Source organism: Paenibacillus sp. 8b26 (assembly GCF_050626875.1).
Classification (GTDB): domain Bacteria; phylum Bacillota; class Bacilli; order Paenibacillales; family Paenibacillaceae; genus Paenibacillus.
Genome location: NZ_CP192445.1, coordinates 4,134,066 through 4,153,469, shown reverse-complemented (window position 1 = coordinate 4,153,469; position 19,404 = coordinate 4,134,066). Strand labels below are relative to the sequence as shown.

General features: G+C 45.4%; 17 protein-coding genes and 2 pseudogenes. 3 read left to right on the top strand and 16 right to left on the bottom strand.

What is annotated here, in order from left to right; genetic code table 11:
* Positions 1-6 precede the first annotated feature (6 nt).
* The 9 genes from ACQ4MX_RS19220 to ACQ4MX_RS19180 all read right to left on the bottom strand — a co-directional run bounded on the left by ACQ4MX_RS19220 (position 7) and on the right by ACQ4MX_RS19180 (position 8,170).
* Positions 7-1,011 (bottom strand): ABC transporter ATP-binding protein, encoded by a 1,005-nt coding sequence (locus ACQ4MX_RS19220; protein ID WP_431086701.1) that lies wholly within the window; start codon positions 1,009-1,011, stop codon positions 7-9.
* Entirely contained in the window at positions 1,008-1,985 is a 978-nt protein-coding gene (locus tag ACQ4MX_RS19215) for an ABC transporter ATP-binding protein (RefSeq protein ID WP_431086700.1), read from the bottom strand. The genes ACQ4MX_RS19220 and ACQ4MX_RS19215 overlap by 4 nt, the downstream gene beginning before the upstream one ends.
* A gap of 23 nt (positions 1,986-2,008) precedes the next feature.
* The gene (locus ACQ4MX_RS19210) at positions 2,009-2,941 is read right to left on the bottom strand and encodes an ABC transporter permease (protein ID WP_431086699.1); all 933 of its coding nucleotides are present in this window, start codon (positions 2,939-2,941) and stop codon (positions 2,009-2,011) included.
* A gap of 17 nt (positions 2,942-2,958) precedes the next feature.
* Positions 2,959-3,876 (bottom strand): ABC transporter permease, encoded by a 918-nt coding sequence (locus ACQ4MX_RS19205; protein ID WP_431086697.1) that lies wholly within the window; start codon positions 3,874-3,876, stop codon positions 2,959-2,961.
* Positions 3,877-3,960: 84 nt separating this feature from the next.
* Positions 3,961-5,514 (bottom strand): ABC transporter substrate-binding protein, encoded by a 1,554-nt coding sequence (locus tag ACQ4MX_RS19200; RefSeq protein ID WP_431086696.1) that lies wholly within the window; start codon positions 5,512-5,514, stop codon positions 3,961-3,963.
* Positions 5,515-5,584: 70 nt separating this feature from the next.
* Positions 5,585-6,769, bottom strand: coding sequence for a M20 metallopeptidase family protein (locus ACQ4MX_RS19195; protein ID WP_431086694.1), 1,185 nt, complete (start codon positions 6,767-6,769; stop codon positions 5,585-5,587).
* A gap of 50 nt (positions 6,770-6,819) precedes the next feature.
* A complete protein-coding gene (locus ACQ4MX_RS19190) occupies positions 6,820-7,545 on the bottom strand; it encodes a FadR/GntR family transcriptional regulator (protein WP_431086693.1) in 726 nt (241 codons plus the stop codon).
* Positions 7,546-7,786: 241 nt separating this feature from the next.
* Positions 7,787-7,957 (bottom strand): hypothetical protein, encoded by a 171-nt coding sequence (locus ACQ4MX_RS19185; protein WP_431086690.1) that lies wholly within the window; start codon positions 7,955-7,957, stop codon positions 7,787-7,789.
* An 18-nt stretch (positions 7,958-7,975) separates the two neighbouring features.
* On the bottom strand, positions 7,976-8,170 hold the full coding sequence (locus ACQ4MX_RS19180; protein ID WP_431086688.1) for an H-type small acid-soluble spore protein: 195 nt from the start codon (positions 8,168-8,170) through the stop codon (positions 7,976-7,978).
* A gap of 236 nt (positions 8,171-8,406) precedes the next feature.
* Between ACQ4MX_RS19180 and ACQ4MX_RS19175 the strand changes: the two genes are divergently transcribed.
* Positions 8,407-9,594 carry a macrolide family glycosyltransferase gene (locus ACQ4MX_RS19175; RefSeq protein ID WP_431086686.1) on the top strand — a complete coding sequence of 396 codons (1,188 nt, stop codon included), beginning with the start codon at positions 8,407-8,409 and terminating at the stop codon, positions 9,592-9,594.
* A 237-nt stretch (positions 9,595-9,831) separates the two neighbouring features.
* On the opposite strand, the gene ACQ4MX_RS19170 is transcribed toward ACQ4MX_RS19175, so the two are convergent.
* The 7 genes from ACQ4MX_RS19170 to ACQ4MX_RS19140 all read right to left on the bottom strand — a co-directional run bounded on the left by ACQ4MX_RS19170 (position 9,832) and on the right by ACQ4MX_RS19140 (position 17,621).
* The gene (locus ACQ4MX_RS19170; protein WP_431086684.1) at positions 9,832-11,247 is read right to left on the bottom strand and encodes a glycoside hydrolase family 32 protein; all 1,416 of its coding nucleotides are present in this window, start codon (positions 11,245-11,247) and stop codon (positions 9,832-9,834) included.
* Positions 11,248-11,330: 83 nt separating this feature from the next.
* Positions 11,331-12,158 carry a carbohydrate ABC transporter permease gene (locus tag ACQ4MX_RS19165; RefSeq protein WP_134912440.1) on the bottom strand — a complete coding sequence of 276 codons (828 nt, stop codon included), beginning with the start codon at positions 12,156-12,158 and terminating at the stop codon, positions 11,331-11,333.
* Positions 12,158-13,042, bottom strand: a complete 885-nt coding sequence (locus tag ACQ4MX_RS19160; protein WP_134912438.1) for a carbohydrate ABC transporter permease — start codon at positions 13,040-13,042, stop codon at positions 12,158-12,160. Before ACQ4MX_RS19160 ends, ACQ4MX_RS19165 begins: the two co-directional genes overlap by 1 nt.
* Before the next feature lie 59 nt (positions 13,043-13,101).
* Positions 13,102-14,427 (bottom strand): ABC transporter substrate-binding protein, encoded by a 1,326-nt coding sequence (locus tag ACQ4MX_RS19155; protein WP_431086681.1) that lies wholly within the window; start codon positions 14,425-14,427, stop codon positions 13,102-13,104.
* A gap of 163 nt (positions 14,428-14,590) precedes the next feature.
* Positions 14,591-15,568, bottom strand: coding sequence for a LacI family DNA-binding transcriptional regulator (locus ACQ4MX_RS19150; RefSeq protein WP_192511343.1), 978 nt, complete (start codon positions 15,566-15,568; stop codon positions 14,591-14,593).
* A gap of 219 nt (positions 15,569-15,787) precedes the next feature.
* The gene (locus ACQ4MX_RS19145; protein WP_431086678.1) at positions 15,788-16,138 is read right to left on the bottom strand and encodes a hypothetical protein; all 351 of its coding nucleotides are present in this window, start codon (positions 16,136-16,138) and stop codon (positions 15,788-15,790) included.
* Positions 16,139-16,265: 127 nt separating this feature from the next.
* A complete protein-coding gene (locus ACQ4MX_RS19140) occupies positions 16,266-17,621 on the bottom strand; it encodes an alkaline phosphatase (RefSeq protein WP_431086675.1) in 1,356 nt (451 codons plus the stop codon).
* A gap of 918 nt (positions 17,622-18,539) precedes the next feature.
* On the opposite strand from ACQ4MX_RS19140, the pseudogene arsM reads away from it, so the two are divergent.
* Positions 18,540-18,839 (top strand): annotated as a pseudogene (gene arsM / locus ACQ4MX_RS19135) (arsenite methyltransferase); the annotation flags it as partial.
* A gap of 25 nt (positions 18,840-18,864) precedes the next feature.
* Positions 18,865-19,357 (top strand): annotated as a pseudogene (locus ACQ4MX_RS19130) (arsinothricin resistance N-acetyltransferase ArsN1 family A).
* Positions 19,358-19,404: the final 47 nt, after the last annotated feature.

The following is a 19,404-nucleotide window of genomic DNA, read 5'->3' as shown; positions in this document are numbered from 1 at the left end:
GGTGATCTATTCGTGAGCCATCTGCTTATGCAGAGGAAAATGACAGGCCACAATATGCCCTGGCATATGCTCTTCGAGCAGCGGGCTTTGTTGGCGGCATATCTCTTGTGCGTACGGGCAACGCGTGTGAAAAGTGCAGCCCGAGGGCGGATTGGCAGGATTGGGGATTTCACCTGTCAAGGTTATTCGCTCTTTGCGCAGCCTCGGGTCTGGGACGGGTACTGCATCAAGCAATGCTTTGGTATACGGATGCTGCGGCCTTGCAAACAACTCATCGCGATCTGCAAGCTCCACGATTTTGCCCAAGTACATCACCGCGATGCGATCACTAATATGCTTGACGGAGGGCAGACCGTGAGCGATAAAAATGTAGGTGAGCTGGAACTGCTGCTGAAGCTCTTTTAACAAATTCAAAATCTGAGCCTGAATCGACACATCCAGCGCGGATACAGGTTCATCACAAACAATGAGCTTCGGTTTCATGGCAAGCGCCCTCGCTATGCCGATTCGCTGCCGCTGTCCCCCACTGAATTCATGGGGATGCCGATCTGCTAAATGAGCACCTAACCCTACCGTCTGCAACAGTCGGAAAACTTCGGCTTTAGGCTCTCTCCCTTTAGCAATCCCGTGTACTTGCAGCGGTTCGGCGACGATATCAAAGACCTTCATTCTTGGATTCAAGGAAGAGTACGGATCTTGAAATACAAATTGTAAATCCCGTCTGACCTTGCGGACTTCTTCGTCCGTTAAATCAGACAGGCTTTGCCCTTGAAAACGAATTTCGCCTGCCGTGGGTTCCAGCAGTTGTGTAATCATTTGTCCCGTTGTTGATTTGCCGCAACCCGATTCACCTACAATACCTAAGGTTTCGCCAGGCATCACCTTAAAGCTCAAACCATCAACCGCCCGTACATAACTGCTTTTTTGGGAAAACCAGCCCTTTTTCACAGGATAGTACTTTTTGAGACCATTCACTTCGAGAAGCGGTGTTCCCTGTACTGTCTCATTCATACTGACACCTCCTCCATCCGCAGACATCTGACATAGTGTCCTTGATCCTTGGCTTGTATTTCAGGATGAATCTTGGTGCACTGTTCCTGGGCATAAGGACAGCGGGGATGAAAGGGACAGCCGCTCGGCATCTGCATCATATTAGGAACGGTACCGGGAATGGAATCCAGCCATTCTCTCTGTTCCGTAAGCTTAGGGAGTGATCCTAGTAACCCGATCGTATAGGGATGACCCGGCTTTTCGAACAAGTCAAATACGTTTGCTTCCTCAACTACTTCTCCGGCATACATCACGACCACACGATCGGCCATTTCCGCGACGACACCTAAATCGTGGGTAATGAGAATGATGCCTGTGTTCTCTTCCTTGCTTAGCTTGTGGATTAAATTCAAAATTTGAGCCTGAATCGTAACGTCCAGTGCCGTCGTCGGCTCATCGGCGATGAGCAGTTTCGGCTGGCAGGCCAAGGCCATTGCGATCATGACCCGCTGACGCATTCCTCCAGATAACTGATGCGGAAAATAACTCACCACTTTCGACGCACCAGGTATGCCTACCCTCTCCAGCATCTCTATACTTTTCTGCCGTGATTCCGATTTGCTCAGTTTCTGGTGCTGCCGGATGACCTCACTGATTTGGTTACCAATCGTAAATACAGGATTCAACGAACTCATTGGCTCCTGAAAAATCATGGATACCTCGTTTCCCCGATATTTGCGCATTTCTCCCTTGGACAATTTGAGTAAGTCTCGTCCTTCAAGCAGAATCTCCCCGCCCACGACTTTACCCGGTGCAGCCACTAAACCCATAATAGACAAGGAGGTTACACTTTTACCGGAACCGGACTCTCCAACAATAGCTAATGTTTCGCCTGGGTTTACAGTGAAGCTGACACCATTGACCGAAGGAACGATGCCATCCTCTATTTTAAAGTAGGTTTTCAAATGCTTCACTTCAAGCAATTTCGTGGTCATCTTTTCCGATCCCCCGCTTTCTGTTATTCTTTCGCCTTCATGTGGGGATCTAACACGTCGCGAAGCCAGTCACCGAGGAAAATGACCCCCAGGACCGTGATGGTAATCGCCAGACCGGGAAACGTTGCCACCCACCAGCTCGTGGCTATATACTGCCTCCCATCGCTCAGCATGCCACCCCAGGACACGGCCGGTGGTGTGATCCCTAATCCGAGAAAACTAAGAGAAGCTTCCATAATAATCGTTGTCGCCACGCTCATACCGGAAATCACAATAAACGAAGACAAGACATTGGGTAAAATGTGCTTCAACAGAATCCTACTATTTTTAGAGCCGATCGCCTTGGCTGCTTTGACAAAGTCTCGTTCCTTGATACTCAATACCTCGCCCCGGACAACCCTCGTATAAGAAACCCAATTCGTAACGCCAATAACAAAAATAAGCGTAGTCATGCCAGGACCCACCACAGCCAATACGACCAGCATCAGCAGAATGGCGGGAATGGCCAAAAACGCATCGGCAACTCTCATAATAATGGCATCCACCCATTTACCATAAAACCCGGCGAGGAGTCCGAGAATCGCGCCAATGGTGCCTGAGACCAGAACTGCACCGACACCGACGATAAGCGAAACTCTCGCCCCGTATACGATACGGCTCCACATATCCCGTCCCAGATTATCTGTACCCAGCCAATGCTCCGGCAATCCACCAGCCAGCCACATGGGCGGTTTCAGTCGGTTAAGCGGGTCAATATCCGCAGGATTGTGAGTGGCCAGCAGAGGTGCACATAGTGCCGTTAAGCAAACGAGCAGTATGATTATTGCACCGACCGTTCCGGTTTTACTTCGTAACAGCTGCTTCCATATACGCCCGATACTAGACGGTTGTGCTTGCTTTTTGCCATCCAGGTCTGGGTCTGGACCAAGGGCTTGTACATCATGAATACCTGCCACACTTCCTCCTCCCCTCTCTAGTTGTATTTAATTCTTGGATCAAGCAGTCGGTAAACGACATCGGTTAAAATATTGCTGATGACCACAATAAAGGCAATCACAAATACAGCGGCCTGGACGATAGCCATGTCATGCGTATTCACAGCGACGACAAGTAGCTGCCCCAAACCCGGCCATGCAAATACCGTCTCTGTAATCAGAGTGCCGCCGATCAAGCTCGTAAATTGCAAGCTCATAATCGTGACGACCGGAATCAATCCATTGCGAAAAGCGTGTTTTCCGATCACCACGATTTCGAGAATCCCTTTACTTCGGGCTGTTCGTATATAATCCTGATTCAAAATGTCCAGCATACTGGAGCGAATGAGTCGAGTCATCTGTGCAGAAAGGCCGACACCCAGTGTAAAGGCCGGAAGTATTAAATGATCCATTCCGCCCCGGCCGGACACCGGAAGCACTCCCAACATGACGGAGAATAATAAAATGAGCATAATCCCCATCCAAAAGTTAGGCATGGCCTTTCCGACTACGGATAAACTGGAAATGATTAAATCGGTAAAGGTATTACGTTTGACTGCTGAGATGACGCCCAACGGCACTGCAATGATGACCGCAAAAATCATGGCAGCTACTGCCAATTCAAAACTAGCAGGCAGCCGTTCCAACACTAATGGCAAAGCCGATTCACCATAGCGAAACGAGGTGCCAAAATCGCCTTGTAAGGCACTGCCAATAAATTTAATGTATTGCGTATATAAGGGCTGATCTAGCCCGAGCGCTTGTGTCAATATCGCACGATCCTCAGCTGTAGCGGTCTCCGGCAGCATAAGAGCTACAGGGTCTCCGGTTACCCTCACCAGGATGAATACAATAAGGGAGACAATCAGCAGTACAGGAATAACCTGCAGCAGTGATTTGGCGATATAAGTTTTCAATCCGTCACCTCCATAATCAGCAGGCTTTTTTTAAAAGGACGGGCAGGAACCTTCATTGAGGTCCCCGCCCGTTCACTTCTCTTTTTATTTTGCAGGTGTAATATCCTCTGCATAGAACATCTCATCACTTCTCGGTTGGAAATTCACACCGTTACCCGTGCCATAAACCCCTTCCATTTGGAAAAGATAGACGGCTGGACGATCTTTAGCCAAAATCTGCTGCACTTGCTGATACTCTTTTTCACGCGAGGCTGTATCCAGATTCGTCAGGGCATGCTGCAGCAGCTTCTCTACCTTCGGATTGTTATAATCCGTTTCGCCTTTTGCCTCTTCTACCAGATAGCGATTATAGTTGTTGGAAGCATCAAATAGGGAATTACCAATGCCGATCATAAACATTTCTTTAAAGGATTTGGAGCTGTAACGCTCACTGAAAGCACTTGGCTCCAGTACGTCCAATTTAATTTTGAAGCCTTCTTTATCTAACATGGCGGCTACGACCTCAGCATACTCTTTGTATATTGAGGATACTGAAAGGGTTAATGTTGGGCCTTCACCAGTGTAACCCGCTTGCTTCAGCAGTTCTTTGGCTTTAGTCGGATCATATAATGTTTTCTCATACAGAGAAGGATCAGCACCAAAGTTGCCTGGTGTAACGGAAGTACGGGTTACAATCCCGGCACCGCCAGCGATGCTATCCACGATTCCCTTTTTATCAATCGCGAGATCTATCGCTTCTCTCACTTTGGAGTCAGCCGTAACACTGCCTTGGCTTTGACGTAAAATCAATTGCAAGACTCGCTGTATCGGAGCCTTGACGATTTTTTTGCCCTCCTCGCCTTGAATACGTCCTATATCGGTGGATGGGATTCCAGAAGCAATGTCAATCGAGCCTGCGAGCAGCTCAGATACACGCGTAGAGGCTTCCGGGATGGAACGAAAAACAACTTGATCCCATTTCGGCTGACCTTCATAATACTTATCATTTTTAACCAGTACTACACGATCATCCTTAATCCATTGACTAAATTTATAAGGGCCTGTACCGATTGGATTTTTAAGGAATGCCTCTATCCCATTTTTCTCAATATACTTGGAAGGTAAGATCCCTGCTCCCATTTTGGATAAACGATTCAACAGCAACGGGTCTGGTCCGTCTGTTACGATGTCTGCTGTATGTTCATCTACCACTTTCACTTCTTTGATATTTTTAAAGTAGGAATTTTGTTTGAGTGTGTTATCCTTCGCTACTCTTTCTATCGTATACTTCACATCTTCCGCCGTGAATGGATCACCGTTATGGAAGGTAACCCCTTCGCGCAAGTGAAAACGCCAAGTCGTATCATTTACCTTTTCCCAAGAAGTTGCGAGTCCAGGCACTTTCTTCTGCTGACTATCATTTTTCAATAAGTAGTCAAATACGTTAACCAGGACAGCTTCACTCGCCGTATTGTTATTGTTATGAGGATCAAAGCTCTCAATATCCGTAGCATTCGCTATCGTCAGTACTTTACTGCCGGTCGATGTCGATGTTGCGGTGTCTTTACTACCGCCTGTGGATGGGGCACCGCAGCCTGCCAGGATCATCGCAGCAATCAGTAACGTAATCCCGCTTGTAAACCACTTATGTCTATTCATCTTGTCCACTCCAGTCCATTGAGGTTGTATATTGCCACACAGCTGCTTCTGAACGTCTTAATCCCAATTTTTATTTTGTCTTCAAAAAATTCAGCGCTATGGCCGACATCATGGCTACTCCATAAGGCAGTACCGATTCATCCAAATCAAACTTGGGATGATGCAATGGATAGCTTGTATCTTCATCTCCTCTCCCCGAGCCCACCCGGAAGAAAACACCGGGTACCTGCTCACAATAAAAAGCGAAATCCTCCCCGCCTGTTGACGGTTTGATGTAGTTCCACTCCTTGGAGCCAAACAGTTGCTCACTGGTTTCGGTCATTAAATCAACCATATCCGGGTCGTTCTGAACAACCGGGTAACCAAGCTGATAATTTAATTCATACCCAGCCCCGAATGACTCACATACCCCACGAACCACCTGTTCAATTAGCTCAGGCATTCGACTGCGCAGTTCCGCAGATAAAGTTCGAACGGTGCCGATCATCTCTACTTCTGGTGCAATGGCCGCTCCCATATAACCGCCACTAATTTTGCCAATCGTAATGACAATGGTTTCAAGTGGATCAACCATACGACTTGGAATGTTTTGCAGGGCAGAAATAACCTGCGCGGACACGGCAATGGCGTCTATTCCCTCATGTGGACGAGCAGCATGGCCACCTTTGCCTATAATTTTAATCGTTAAGCTATCTGCGGATGCAAAAGCCACCCCTTTGCTGACCCCAAGTGTTCCTGTCTTCAAACCCGGAAACATATGTAGTCCTGCCATAGCATCTACTTTTGGATTTTCCAACACACCGTCATCGATCATAGCTTTGGCCCCGGCCAAACCTTCTTCAGCCGGTTGAAAGACAAATTTGATATTGCCTCGTTCCGGTCTCTCCAAATTAGCAAGTAACTGCGCGGTTCCCATCAGGATCGCTGTATGGGCATCATGCCCGCATAAGTGTGCCTTACCCGGAATCTGTGAACGATAGGGAACCGTTTTTTGATCCTGAATCGGTAATGCATCCATGTCTGCCCTTAGACCGATGGTAGGTCCCGGGCTTTTTCCTCGTAACAGACCCACAACCCCGGTTTTCCCTACCTGGGTTGTTACCTCCAATCCAAGGCTACGTAAGTGCTCAGCTACAATGCCCGACGTACGAATCTCTTCATAACCCGTTTCAGGATGGAGATGAAAATCCCTACGCCAAGTGATCAATTGCTCCTGAAGCGGTCTAGATAAAGCCAAAAGCTCATGTATATTCATGTTTTCACCATCCCTGCTCAAATCGTATTCTTTTTTCTGTAGGACACCGTCTAGCCTTTTGCAACCACTCTTGCATAAATGGCATCTGCGGAATGTCCGATATGGTGCCTCATCACTTCCCGCGACTTCTCAGCATCCCGTGCCCGAAGCGCACTCAGAATTTCCGTATGGACGTCGTAGTTCACCGTCCGAATCTGATCGTCATAGGGCATGAGATCTAGCGATGGGTTAATTTTGGTCCGAATCTGCCTCACAGCGGCTTCACAAAATGGGTTGCCCGATGCTTTGGCAATGGCCAAATGAAACTTGACATCCAAGGCCCGAAACCATTCTCGGGTGCAGTCCGCTTCAATACTCTGATCCAGATAATGCTGAAGCAAGTCCAGTTCATCCGTAGTGATCCGCGTAGCCGCTAAAAAAGCCCCCTCAGGTTCCACAATCATCCGATATTCAAAGACCTTCAGCATATGCTCCCAATCTTTTGCGATTTCTGCCCGAGTACGTTTATGAGAGTTTGCTGTCACGGGAAGAACAAAGGTCCCTCCCTTGGCACCTACCCTCTTCTCAATGAGTCCCTTGGACTCCAATTGGGATAGCGCCTCACGGACTGTAATTCTGCTGGCATTAAATATTTCTGCGAGTTCCCGCTCTGTCGGTAGTTGCTCCTCGCTAAGCAACTCTTTTAGAATAATAGCCTCTTCCAACTGCTCTCTAATAAAATCACTCACTTTTTTAGCTGATACTTTTTCAAAGCGCAGAGGAGATTGGATTATCATACGAACACTCCGATCCATAAATCTTTAAGGTCTAAACCTTATACCTTTTTCAAGAACAAAAAAATAATCTGTTATTATCATAATACCTAGTAAACCTATATGCAATACTTTTTTTATATTATGATGCTTTCGAAACAAAAAAAAGAAGCAGCCCCTTACAAAGCTGCTAAATCTTTGGTTATCCTTTATGCATCATATAAAAAGCACGCAGCAGGGTATCCTGTGCGCGCTTAGTCATTCTCTATTTTTCCTCCAGCTCATCCGGTACATCGTATTTATTGATATGTGAGGTCATAGCTGCAACTGCTTCGCTGGCATCCGTCGTGGCAGGCACTTCCCTTACCACATCATCAGTACGGTCATGAAAATTCAAACGATCGGCCTCGGCCACTTTCTGTTTATTTTCTTTCATTCTCAATATCTCTCCTTTTTATTCCAGTGTCTGATCCTGTTCTGTTAACGCGTACAAAGGTACTTCCCGTTCCTCTTCCCGATTGTTCAGCGCATAGATGCGTGCCATCTCACTCTGCTCATTCACATGCTGAATATAAATGGGTAACCCATCACATAACACATTCGCCATTATGGGAGAGGACGCTATTTCTTGTGCTCTTTGGACATTCATTAGAAAGACCTCCCTTGCTGAGTACAGTTCGTCTTTACTATGCACAAGATAAATATCTGTTATACAAATTTCTTACTCACATGTCTCTGTACAATATTCTCTCGTGTTAACTCGGAGAGCTTAAGATACGTTTACAAAAAGGATATCATTTGAAAATATAAATATTATTGTTATTATAGATAGAGAGATTCAGTGAAAACTGCGATCTTCGATGAAGCGAAAAGGAGTGATGATGAATGTTACACATATTAATGGTTAACTTTCCGGCAGAAGGACATGTGAATCCTACGATTGGGATTACGCAGGCCTTTGCAGCACGGGGGGACCAAGTACATTACATTACAACTGAGAAATACAAGGACAGACTCGAAGCAGTTGGAGCAACGGTTCATCTGCACCCCGATTTGTTGAGGGCCGCTTCTATCAACGCCGCTTCTCCGGCCGGACTGAACACATTTTTGAACATTCAAATTCAGACTTCGCTAGACATATTGGAAGTTACCCAGAGGTTGTCGGAAAGCATTGATTTTGACTTTGTGTTCTATGATAGATTCGGAGCTGGTGAGTTAGTTAGAGATTATTTGAATATCCCCGGTATTGCTTCATCGCCATCTTTTCTGATTTCAAACAATCAGATGATTGTTAACCCCTTTCGTCTTGATGCTGAAGTACCGTTTCAGCTTGATGAACAGGCCACAACCTTACTACAGAACATGAAGGAAAGATTCGGTGTTGCCCCTGAGCATGTGTTTCAATTTATGAACAACTCAGGGGCTCTGAATGTTGTATATACCAGCAGATATTTCCAACCGAACGCGGACCGTCTTGGTGAGGAGAACCTTTTTATCGGTCCCAGCTTTCCTGAGCGCAAAGGAGAACATTCTTTTCCTTTGGATGTATTACATAATGACAAGGTTCTGTATATTTCGATGGGAACGCTTTTGGATCATGTTGAAGACTTTTTTAACACCTGTATTGAGGCATTTTCCGATTTTGAAGGCATCGTCGTGATTGCGGCTGGCGAAAAAGCTGACTTTACGAAAATCAATCCGGCCCCCGAGCACTTTATCATTTCACCCTATGTTCCTCAATTGGAGGTATTACATCATTCAGATGTGTTTATTACTCATGGTGGAATGAACAGCGTGAATGAAGGAATTCACTTCAATGTTCCCTTGGTTGTACTACCCCAGGACAAGGACCAGCCGATGGTCGCGCAGCGGTTAACGGAACTGCAAGCTGGCTATCGAATAACCAAAGACCATATCAATGTACAATCGTTAAGAGAGGCCGTACGTGAGGTGGTGTCGAACGCAGCGTATAAGGAGGGCGTACAAAAAATAAATGATAGCTTCCAGCAATCAGGCGGTACAGAAGAAGCCCTCGCAAAAATTGATGCTTATCTTCAAAATAAGCTCGCGTAAAGTTCCTTCTTGCTGATTTCAACATCGCACATAAGTCACATAAGGAAAGGTGAACCGACTTGAGCAAATTAACCCCCAAATCATCTGATCTAATTATCACCTTTTCCCTTTTCAAATCGTTCTAGCCTCTGCTACTCGTGGCAGTCATGCTAATACGAAAGAATAAACAATCACAATCCTCGCAAAAAAACAGGAGCCCTGGCCATCAACGGTCGGGTTCCTGTTTGTCATGCAATTCTATGTGGAGATATCCCACTTCTGAAACGAGACAATCGTACACTTTCCGCTCGCGAATGCACGAATGCCCGTTGATTCCAGTCCCGGATACACCCTTCCTGTGAGGACGTATTCACCGTCACCGATGAATATTTCCACCGAGCTTTTATCGACGAAAACCCGAAGCTCCAGACGGCCCTCGTGTAAGCCCAAGGACACTCTTCTCTCTCCGCCCGGTCCGATACCGGCACGCTCACGGTTGAAACGGAACAGACCGTCATCGGGACAGTACGACAGTACAGTCTCCTCTTCGCTGCCTACCCGCAGTTTCAAGCCGAATTCATCGGTGTTACCGGCCTCGAACTCAAATACCGCCTTCAGTTCGTAGCTATCTCCACACGTCTCCATCATCTGCTCGCCTGTCAGTAAGATATCCCGCTGCTCGAACAGATTGGATCGGTAATTCTTTACCTCTTCAAGCGGACGGAACAGCAGCCTGCCGCGGTCGATAACCGCTTCCCGCGGAAGACTCATCGCACCAGCCCAATGGTGCCCCTGCTGGGTCGGCATCTCCGACTCCCACATATCCATCCATCCGATGACGATACGCCGCCCTTTATCATCCAAGGTTGACTGCGGGGCATAGAAATCGAATCCGTGATCCACCTGAGCATACCGTTCTGCCGTAAATGTTCCGGCCACGGAATTGAAATCACCAATACCGTACATGGTGGAATGCAGATTGTGGTAAGCTTCCCCCTGGGCAGGCATCCGCTGCGGGGACAGCATAAATACGTGCCGACCGCCGAGCGGGAACAGATCGGGGCACTCCCAATTATCGCCGAAGCGACCGTCACTCACGGCCAATACATTGACATACATCCAGCTTCTCAGGTCTTCAGAACGGTAGAGCAGTACAAGCCCGTTCCCTTTGGCATCATTAGAACCGAGAACGGCGTAATATTGATCTTCGTGTCTGAACACCTTAGGGTCACGGAAGTCTTTGCGGCTGACCGTGTCTGGTACGGCGTCATAACCGATGACCGGATTGCCCTCCCACTTTTCGAACGTTACTCCGTCCTCTGATACTGCGATGCCCTGCGACTGCTTGTAATCCTGATCTTTGTCGGGCCCGGTTACTACATGTCCCGTATACATCAAAACAAGCTTCCCGTCCTGCTCAACCGCACTGCCGGAGAAGCAGCCATCCCGGTCGAACTCACCGTCCGGGGCCAAAGCGACCGGCAGATAATCCCACTTCATAAGATCGCGGCTGACTGCGTGTCCCCAGTGCATCGGCCCCCATACTGATTTATACGGGTAATGTTGATAGAACAAGTGATACTGCCCGTTATATTGAATGAAACCGTTCGGATCGTTCATCCAGCCGAATTCAGCCATTAAGTGGTAGTTCAGCCGATAATCTGGCCGAAGCATATGCTTCGATTCAGAAATAAATTGATCTGCACTCTCTCTCGTATACGCTCTACTCTGTATGATAAGGCATCCTCCCCCTGCAGTTATTTAATCGAACCTTGCATAACACCCTGAATAATATATTTCTGGGCGAACAGATAGATGATAATGATCGGAAATATCGTCAGTACCAAACTTGCCATTAACGGACCGTAATCCACTGTATAGGTCCCATAAAAGTTGTACGTGGACAACGGAAGTGTCCTTTGCTCCGGATCGACCAGAATGAGGGAAGGTAGCAGAAAATCATTCCAGACCCACAGCACATTGAGAATGGAAATGGTGGCTGTCGTGGGCATCAGTACCGGAAACACGATCCGGAAGAATGTCTGAATCCGCGTGCAGCCGTCAATCAGCGCCGCTTCCTCCAGTTCCTTCGGAATGCTCTTCACGAATCCATGATAAATGAAGACGGCCAGCGAGCTTCCAAAACCGATGTACATGTAAATCAGCGACCACTTGCTGTTCAGAAGATCAAGTGAGCCGTAAATTTTCACCAATGGAATCATGATGGCCTGAAACGGAATGATCATGGAAGCAACCATCAGCATAAACGTATATTGGTTGAACTTGGTGTTGTTTCTGACAAAATAATGAGCCGTCATCGCCGCGAACAGTGAGATAAAGAAGACACTTAACACCGTTATGACCAATGAGTTGGTGAAGGCATCGATGTAATTCATTTTATCGAACGCATTCATATAATTGACCATATTGAAGCTCTCTGGAAGCGATAACGGGTTCGAGGTGATGGCCTTGTTTTCCTTGAACGAATTGATCAGCAGAAAAACGAACGGTACGATGAACAATATGAGCACGACTGTCAGCACAATGAATTTGATCACGGAGGAAGCGGCTTTTTTGCTTGTCATTACGCCTCCACCTCCAACTTCTTACTAAAATAAACCTGGAGCAGGGTAATGAGAGCAACCATCAGGAACAGCACGAATGCTTCCGCCTGCCCCACACCATAATCACGGGAAAGGAATGCCTTTTCATACACATGCATCGACACCATTTGAGTACTGCTGAACGGGCCACCTTTCGTGAGCGCGAGGTTCACGTCATAGACCATAAATCCGCGCTGCAGGGACAAGAATATACATACGATGAAAGAAGGAACCATCAAGGGCAGCACCATTTTCCGCAGTCTGATCCAGCTGTTCGCCCCATCAATGCTTGCGGCCTCCATGATATCATTCGGCACACCGCTCAATCCCGCGATGTAAATGACCATCATGTAACCCACGTTCTGCCACACGGTTACAATCACGAGTGCCCAGAACGCTTTGTCGGGATCAGCCAGCCAAGTCGTGCTGAGCGACTGAATGCCGGCATGTTGTCCCAAATAGACAAGCACGTTGTTGAAGATAAACTGCCAGATAAAACCGAGTACAATGCCGCCGACAAGGTTGGGCAGGAAAAATCCCGCCCGGAAAATTTTCTGTCCCTTTAAACCTTTTATCAGCACATACGCCAGCATAAAAGCGACGACATTGATAAGAATAACGGTATAAAACACATACTCGAGCGTCAAGCCGAACGATTTCCAAAACTCATTATCCCGAAAAACGGCCAGGTAGTTTTGGACGCCAACCAGCGATAGTGTCGTGGAAATACCATCCCAGTTTGTGAACGTCAGATAGATGCCGTACAAAAATGGAATGATCATTACCGTTATGAAGGCAAACAAGGTTGGTCCGGTAAACAGCAGCCGTGACCGCAACCGGTTCCATACTCCTTTTTCCGCAATCATGATGATCCCTCTCTTTATTTCGGATTTCTCTCTCTATTCCGGGTGATTTGAAAATAACCTTATTTTGCTGTTTTCCAGTAGTCTTCGATTTCTTTGACCAGTGTTGCGCGGTCGCCCTGTTTCGCCAGATATTTTTGCATGGAAGATCCTGTCTTGGACCAGTGATCGGCAGGCAGCATGCTCATCGACTGCTCTGACTTGCCTTTTGCGATATAATCCTGGATGGACTTGCCAAGCGGGTCGGCCGCAGGCAGTGTAATATTTTTGAACGCCGGGATAATGTTCGCTTTGTTCACGAGGAAATCCTGGCCTTTCTCTTCATAGACGATCCAGTTCAGGAACTTTTTCGCCGCCTCCTGCTGTTCCGGAGTAGTCTTCTCCTTGTCAATGACAATACGTTTGGATACAGCGGACGAAATTTCCTGATTGCCGTAGTCATTGGCATTATTGCTGATCGGTACAGGCAGGAAACCATATTTTTTGTTAGCGGTATCAAAACTGCTGATTTGCGGCCATGCCCAGTTGCCCATGAACCAAATGCCAACTTCGCCTTTGCCGAGCAGCTCCGGTCCGCGTTCATAAGCTCCTGCCAGCGGGGAAGCCTGGTCGATATTGTATTTCATCATGACGTCGAATGTATCCATAAGTCCGTTAAATACCGGATTGTTAGCCAAATCAGCCTGGCCCGCTTTCAGTGTCGCCATGAATTTGTCCACTTTAGCCATGTCTTTGTTCTGGCCTGCATAAGCAAGAGGCAAATAATGAGCGCCAAGGGACCAGTCCATTGGTGAAATCACCAGTGCTTTCTTTCCGGATGTCTCGATTTGCTGAAACAGTTTTTCAAGGTCATTTCGGGTTTTAATTGTGGCGGGATCAAAGGTTCCGCCTACCGCTTTATCAACAACGGCTTTGTTGTAAATGAATCCGTAGCCTTCAACAGCCAGCGGAAACGCGTAATTTTTACCGTCAAATGTCGTAGCTTTCGTAGCGTTTTCAACAGTGTCCGCATTCCACTTTTCTCCGTTTAGATCGAGGATACGGTCCTTGAATTTCTCGACATCGCCTGTATCTAGCATCATCATGGTCGGTGGATTTCCGGATGCATACAATGCGGAGGCACGCTCAAAAGGCGATCCACCGTTCGGAACCGGCTGGATTTCAACAGTAATGCCCGGATTGTCTTTCTCGAATGCCTTGGCGGCATCCTCCAGCTGTGGAAGGATTTCACCTTTGGAGTTCAAAAGCGTAATTTTCACATTTTTCGAATCCGCTGATCCCCCTCCAGAAGCCGAATTACCTTCTCCACCGGAGCCACCGCATGCAGACACCACCATAACCAAAAGAAGCAGCATTACCATCCATTGAACTCTTTTGAATTTCCTCACTGTTGTCATCCCCTTATTTATATAATGGCTCTGAACACTTAAATAAAACGCTTACAAACGGATTATATGTCAAAGGTTTAACTTGTGTCAATCGTTTGACATGTTGAACTTTTAACATGTACTAAAAAAAATCTGTTCCCCTTGTTAGAGGAACAGATTTCATTCAGGTCGTTGCACGCTCAATCAGTTCAACAGGCAGCAGATTGACAGGCTGTACCTGCTCCCCCTCCGCCTGCCTGCGAATCAGCTCGACTGCCAGTCTGCCGATGTCTGCAGTCGGCTGTCTTACCGATGTAAGTTCCGGCGTCAGCCAGGATGCAGCGCTTACATCATCGAAGCCTACAATACGCACACTCCCCGGCACATGCCTTCCGGCGCGGATATATTCTTTCAACGCGAACGCGGCAATAATATCGCTTGTTGCGAACACCCCATCAACATCTGGATGTTCATGAATGAGTTTCGAGATGATTCGCTCGTACTCCTTCTGGTCAAACACATTCAAGTCCGTTTGAACGATCACATGCTGGACACTATGCTTGCCCACGACATCCCGGAATGCTTTGGTCCGCTCATTGGACAGCATGTTCAGCTCCAGATTTCCGCATATATGGGCAATTTTCCGGCAGCCTTTGCGAATGAGCAGCTCCGTGGCCAACTCGCCTCCACGATAATTATCCGAAGATATATACGGAATATACGGGTCAATCTGCCTATCAAATGTCACAATCGGTGAATTCAAATGGCGATACTCTTCTACTTCTAAAGTATGGCTACCCATAATGATACCGTCTACCCGGTTTCGCTTCAGCATATCGATATATACTTTTTCCTTCACGGGATCCATATGCGAATTGCACAGCAGGACCTTGCAGTCATGCTGATAGGCATAATACTCGACCTGATTGGCAAGCTCACCGAAGAAAGGATGAGAGACATTGGGAATAATAAGGCCAATAATATTGGACTGCTTGCGTAGCAGAGATCGTGCTATTTCATTCGGTTGATAATTAAGCTCCTCCATTGCGTCGAACACTTTTTTGCGTGTAGTTTCGCTGATATATCCCCGGTTATTCATTACACGGGATACTGTAGTGACCGACACGCCCGCTTTTAATGCTACATCATGAATTGTCGCCATATTAACCTCTTCCCGCACAAAATAAATACATACAAACTATACTCTCTCCTCATCATTTCAACAACCTTACATAACGGAAGGCCTCAAAATGGCCGTAAATGTTAGGTGACTGAACTTTGCGAATCCCAAATTAGAGGTTAAAATTGCTCTACAATCTTCAATTTAAAAACTGATATACTGTTTTCTGAGCACAACAAATAGCTTTATACGTGCCTCAGCTTATGCAAGCTTCTTCTCCATCGACTGCTCTGCTGCGGGCCTTCCCGTGCTGCCTTTTCCTCGTTGCTCTTCCAGAAGACCTGCTTCACCTTGAGAAGCCAAGGTTTTTCTCCAACGTTTTAAGCATCTATTCGGATTCTCCCGTCCGATCATATCTAAGTTGAATCCTACCTCGCTGAAGATGTCCGCAGGAGTTTTCCCCTCCTGATAGGCCTTTAGAGCTGCCAGCTTGAACGCGGGTTGGTAAGCAATAGAACGCTCTGTAATATGCAATACGTTAGCATTATCCTCAATTTGGCGGATCTGACTTTCACTAAACCTTTGTTCACCGGTAGACCAACGGTTCCCCATTTTGTATCCCCAACCTTTCATGTATGTCGATTATAAACGCAAAGAGACCCGAGAGAAGTCACTTTTTTTCAAAGTGTCCATCTTTCGGGTCACAGTTTATGAATCCAAATACCCCTTTTTTCTTTTGTTATTTATTTGTTTTTTTCAGAATGTCAAAAATGTTCTTTGCATTATCTGTATTATCGATAAGACCCGTAAACAATTCTTTCCCTGGCCCGTAAGCATAGACCGGCACATCTTCTCCAGTATGACCACCTGTTGTCCAGCCAGCAAATGAACGAGTGTTGAAGATGGCTTCAATGGCATTATCGATTTTAACTTCGTCCTTTGTAGCAGAAGCAGTTTTGACCGATTGAACTTCACTTTCTGTAAGATCTAAGGAGATATATTTCTTAAGTGTATCTTCAACACTTGCGCCAGCAACAATTTCTTTAGCCATAAAATCTGGTGTGCGCGTTGCTGCTTTAATTGGTGCTACATTAAAGTTATATTCTCCATTTGCACCGACCGAAAATCCGCCGGTAGAATGATCAGCAGTTGCAACTACTAATGTATTGCCGTCTTTCTTAGCAAAGTCGATCGTTGCTTTAAATGCCTTTTCAAAATCCGCCATTTCACTCATGGAAGCAACCACGTCGTTGTCATGACCTGCCCAGTCAATTTGGCTTCCTTCAATCATCAGGAAGAAACCATTATCATTTTTATTTAATCGGCTGATTGCAGCATTAGTCATATCTTCTAAAGAAGGCGTTTCTTTGGCACGATCGATTGCTTTATCTAGTCCACCTTCGGCAAATAGACCGAGAATTTGATCGTTTTTATTGTTCAGCAATCCTTCCCGATCAGTGACATAACCGTAACCGGCTTTCTTGAACTCTTCAGTTAAGTTTCGGTCTTTACGTACAAAATTGCTTAGTCCACCACCAAGCAGGACATCCACCTTGTGCTTTCCATTAATTTTTTCATCAAAGTAATCATCAGCAATAGCGTTCATGTTTTTACGGCTAACATCATGTGCGCCAAATGCTGCAGGAGTAGCATGAGTGATCTCAGATGTTGCAACTAAGCCGGTAGATTTCCCGTTTTCCTTCGCTTGCTCTAATACCGTTTTGACATCAGTTTTATCGTTATCTACGGCAATGGCAGCATTGTATGTTTTAACACCGGCAGACATTGCTGTGGCAGCTGAAGCGGAGTCTGTTATATTTTGAGCCTCATCTTCTGGATACGTCGTTTGAGCACCTACAAGATACTGATCAAACTCTGTTTTTTCCATCAGGGGGGTTGCCGGGTTATCTTTCATATACCGATAGGCAGAAATATATGATGGACCCATGCCATCACCAATTAAAAAAATTACATTTTTAATTTTTTTTGTGTCTGAAGCTGCTTGTGCAGAAGCTCCTCCTGACACAACGGCAGTAACTGCGATTGATGACACCATAACGATAGGTAATATTTTTTTGAAAAGATTGCCAAACATAAAGTACCCCCTATTATTTATTCTGAGATTACCGATGATAATCGGCTAACACATAGATAATATTAGTATTCGTATATGAAGGGAGAGATAGTTTTATGTAATCAAAATGTAAAGAGGAAGAAATAAGTTGTTGGTCGAATATAGCAGAGCTTGTTTGGATAAATTGATGTACTTAATCCTCTTTTACCTTATATCCAAGGAAATAGACTAGCCAGGAGTCATCCTTTGCAAATTCCTTCTTTTTTTGCTCCTCTGGACATTCCCTAGAATGCGTTATTCCTAATAATAATAAGGTGTTTTTAACGATTGCATGTGAAAATCGTTTGTTACTGGATGAAAAAGTGAATTTTGATGACATAGAAATGAAAGTAATTAAAGTAATTATTTTACTAATATATTATTAATACAATAATTTAAGTTCAAATTACAAATACTTGCTTTTAGGACACAACTTTATTATCCGTAGACAAAAGGTTAAATATTAGGAGTTTTTCTTTAATTAGGGATAAAATGACTAATTCAGCAGTATAAAAAAACCGGTCATCCTAAATTAAGACAACCGGTTTTTAAAACTCAGGAACCAACTATAATGTAACTGAACTGTTCGATTACATTATAGTTGGTAAATGAAAAAACGAGTAATATCAGTACTTTTCCAACGTTTTATCAAAAACTAAATGACATTATAGTTGGTAAATCCAAATAATACTATTGTATAAACTCATCAATATTAATGATTGAATTTGACTTTATTACTCATATTCCCTTCATTGAGATTCTATATATTCTTCACAACTCACGCAAAGTCCATCATCTTCTTGGTTTAAAACCTTATCGCATCTCATACAAACTCCTAATGTATTTAATTCCCCACATTTAAGACATTCACCCATATTGTATTTAAAATGCTTCGTCGCTAAGGTATTCAATGAAGCCTATCGTGTCTTACAAGCTGGCGGCAGATTAGCGATTTCCGATATCATCACGATCACAGAACTTCCTCCTGAAATAAAAAACGTTCTAACTGAGTTGTATTCCGGCTGTATTTCCGGCGCCTCCTCATTGGAAGAAGTAAAATCCATGCTGCAACAAAGTGGATTTACGAGTATTAGCATCGAACCTAAAGATGAATCCAAATCATTCATCAAGGATTGGGTGCCTGTAGCAAACGTGGATGATTATATTGTTTCCGCAGTTATAAAAGCCAAGAAAGCCTAATGTGCTTATGAGCGGGGGGATCAGTATGCCAATATTAAACGTTCGAACAGCAACCTCAGAAGATTTAAACCGTATTTTGGACATTTACAATAGGGATTGAAGATCGGATAGCTACACTGGAGGTGGAAGCCAAGGACTTCGACTACATGACTGACTGGTTTAAAGAACATCAAAGTCGTTATACCGTTTTGGTCGCAGAATCGGATGGGATCGTGGTTGGCTGTGCTTCTTTAAATCGTTATTCTCATCGTTGTGCTTATGATGGCGTTGCGGACCTTTCGATTTACGTAGACCGAACCTTTCGCAGTAAAGGCGTTGGTAGTGCGCTTCATTCGGAATTAGAGAAAGAAGCCCGGAAAAACAATTTTTATAAGATTATCCTGTTTACCTTCCCCTTTAATGAAAACGGTCAAAGACTTTATCGGAAGATCGGTTACCGTGAAGTCCGCGTTTTTGAAAAGCAAGAGGTTATGGACGGCCAATATATAGACGCAATGATTATGGAAAAATTGCTCTAAACCATAAAGATAGCAAGCCCCCCTTAAAAAGGTCTTGCTATCTTTTC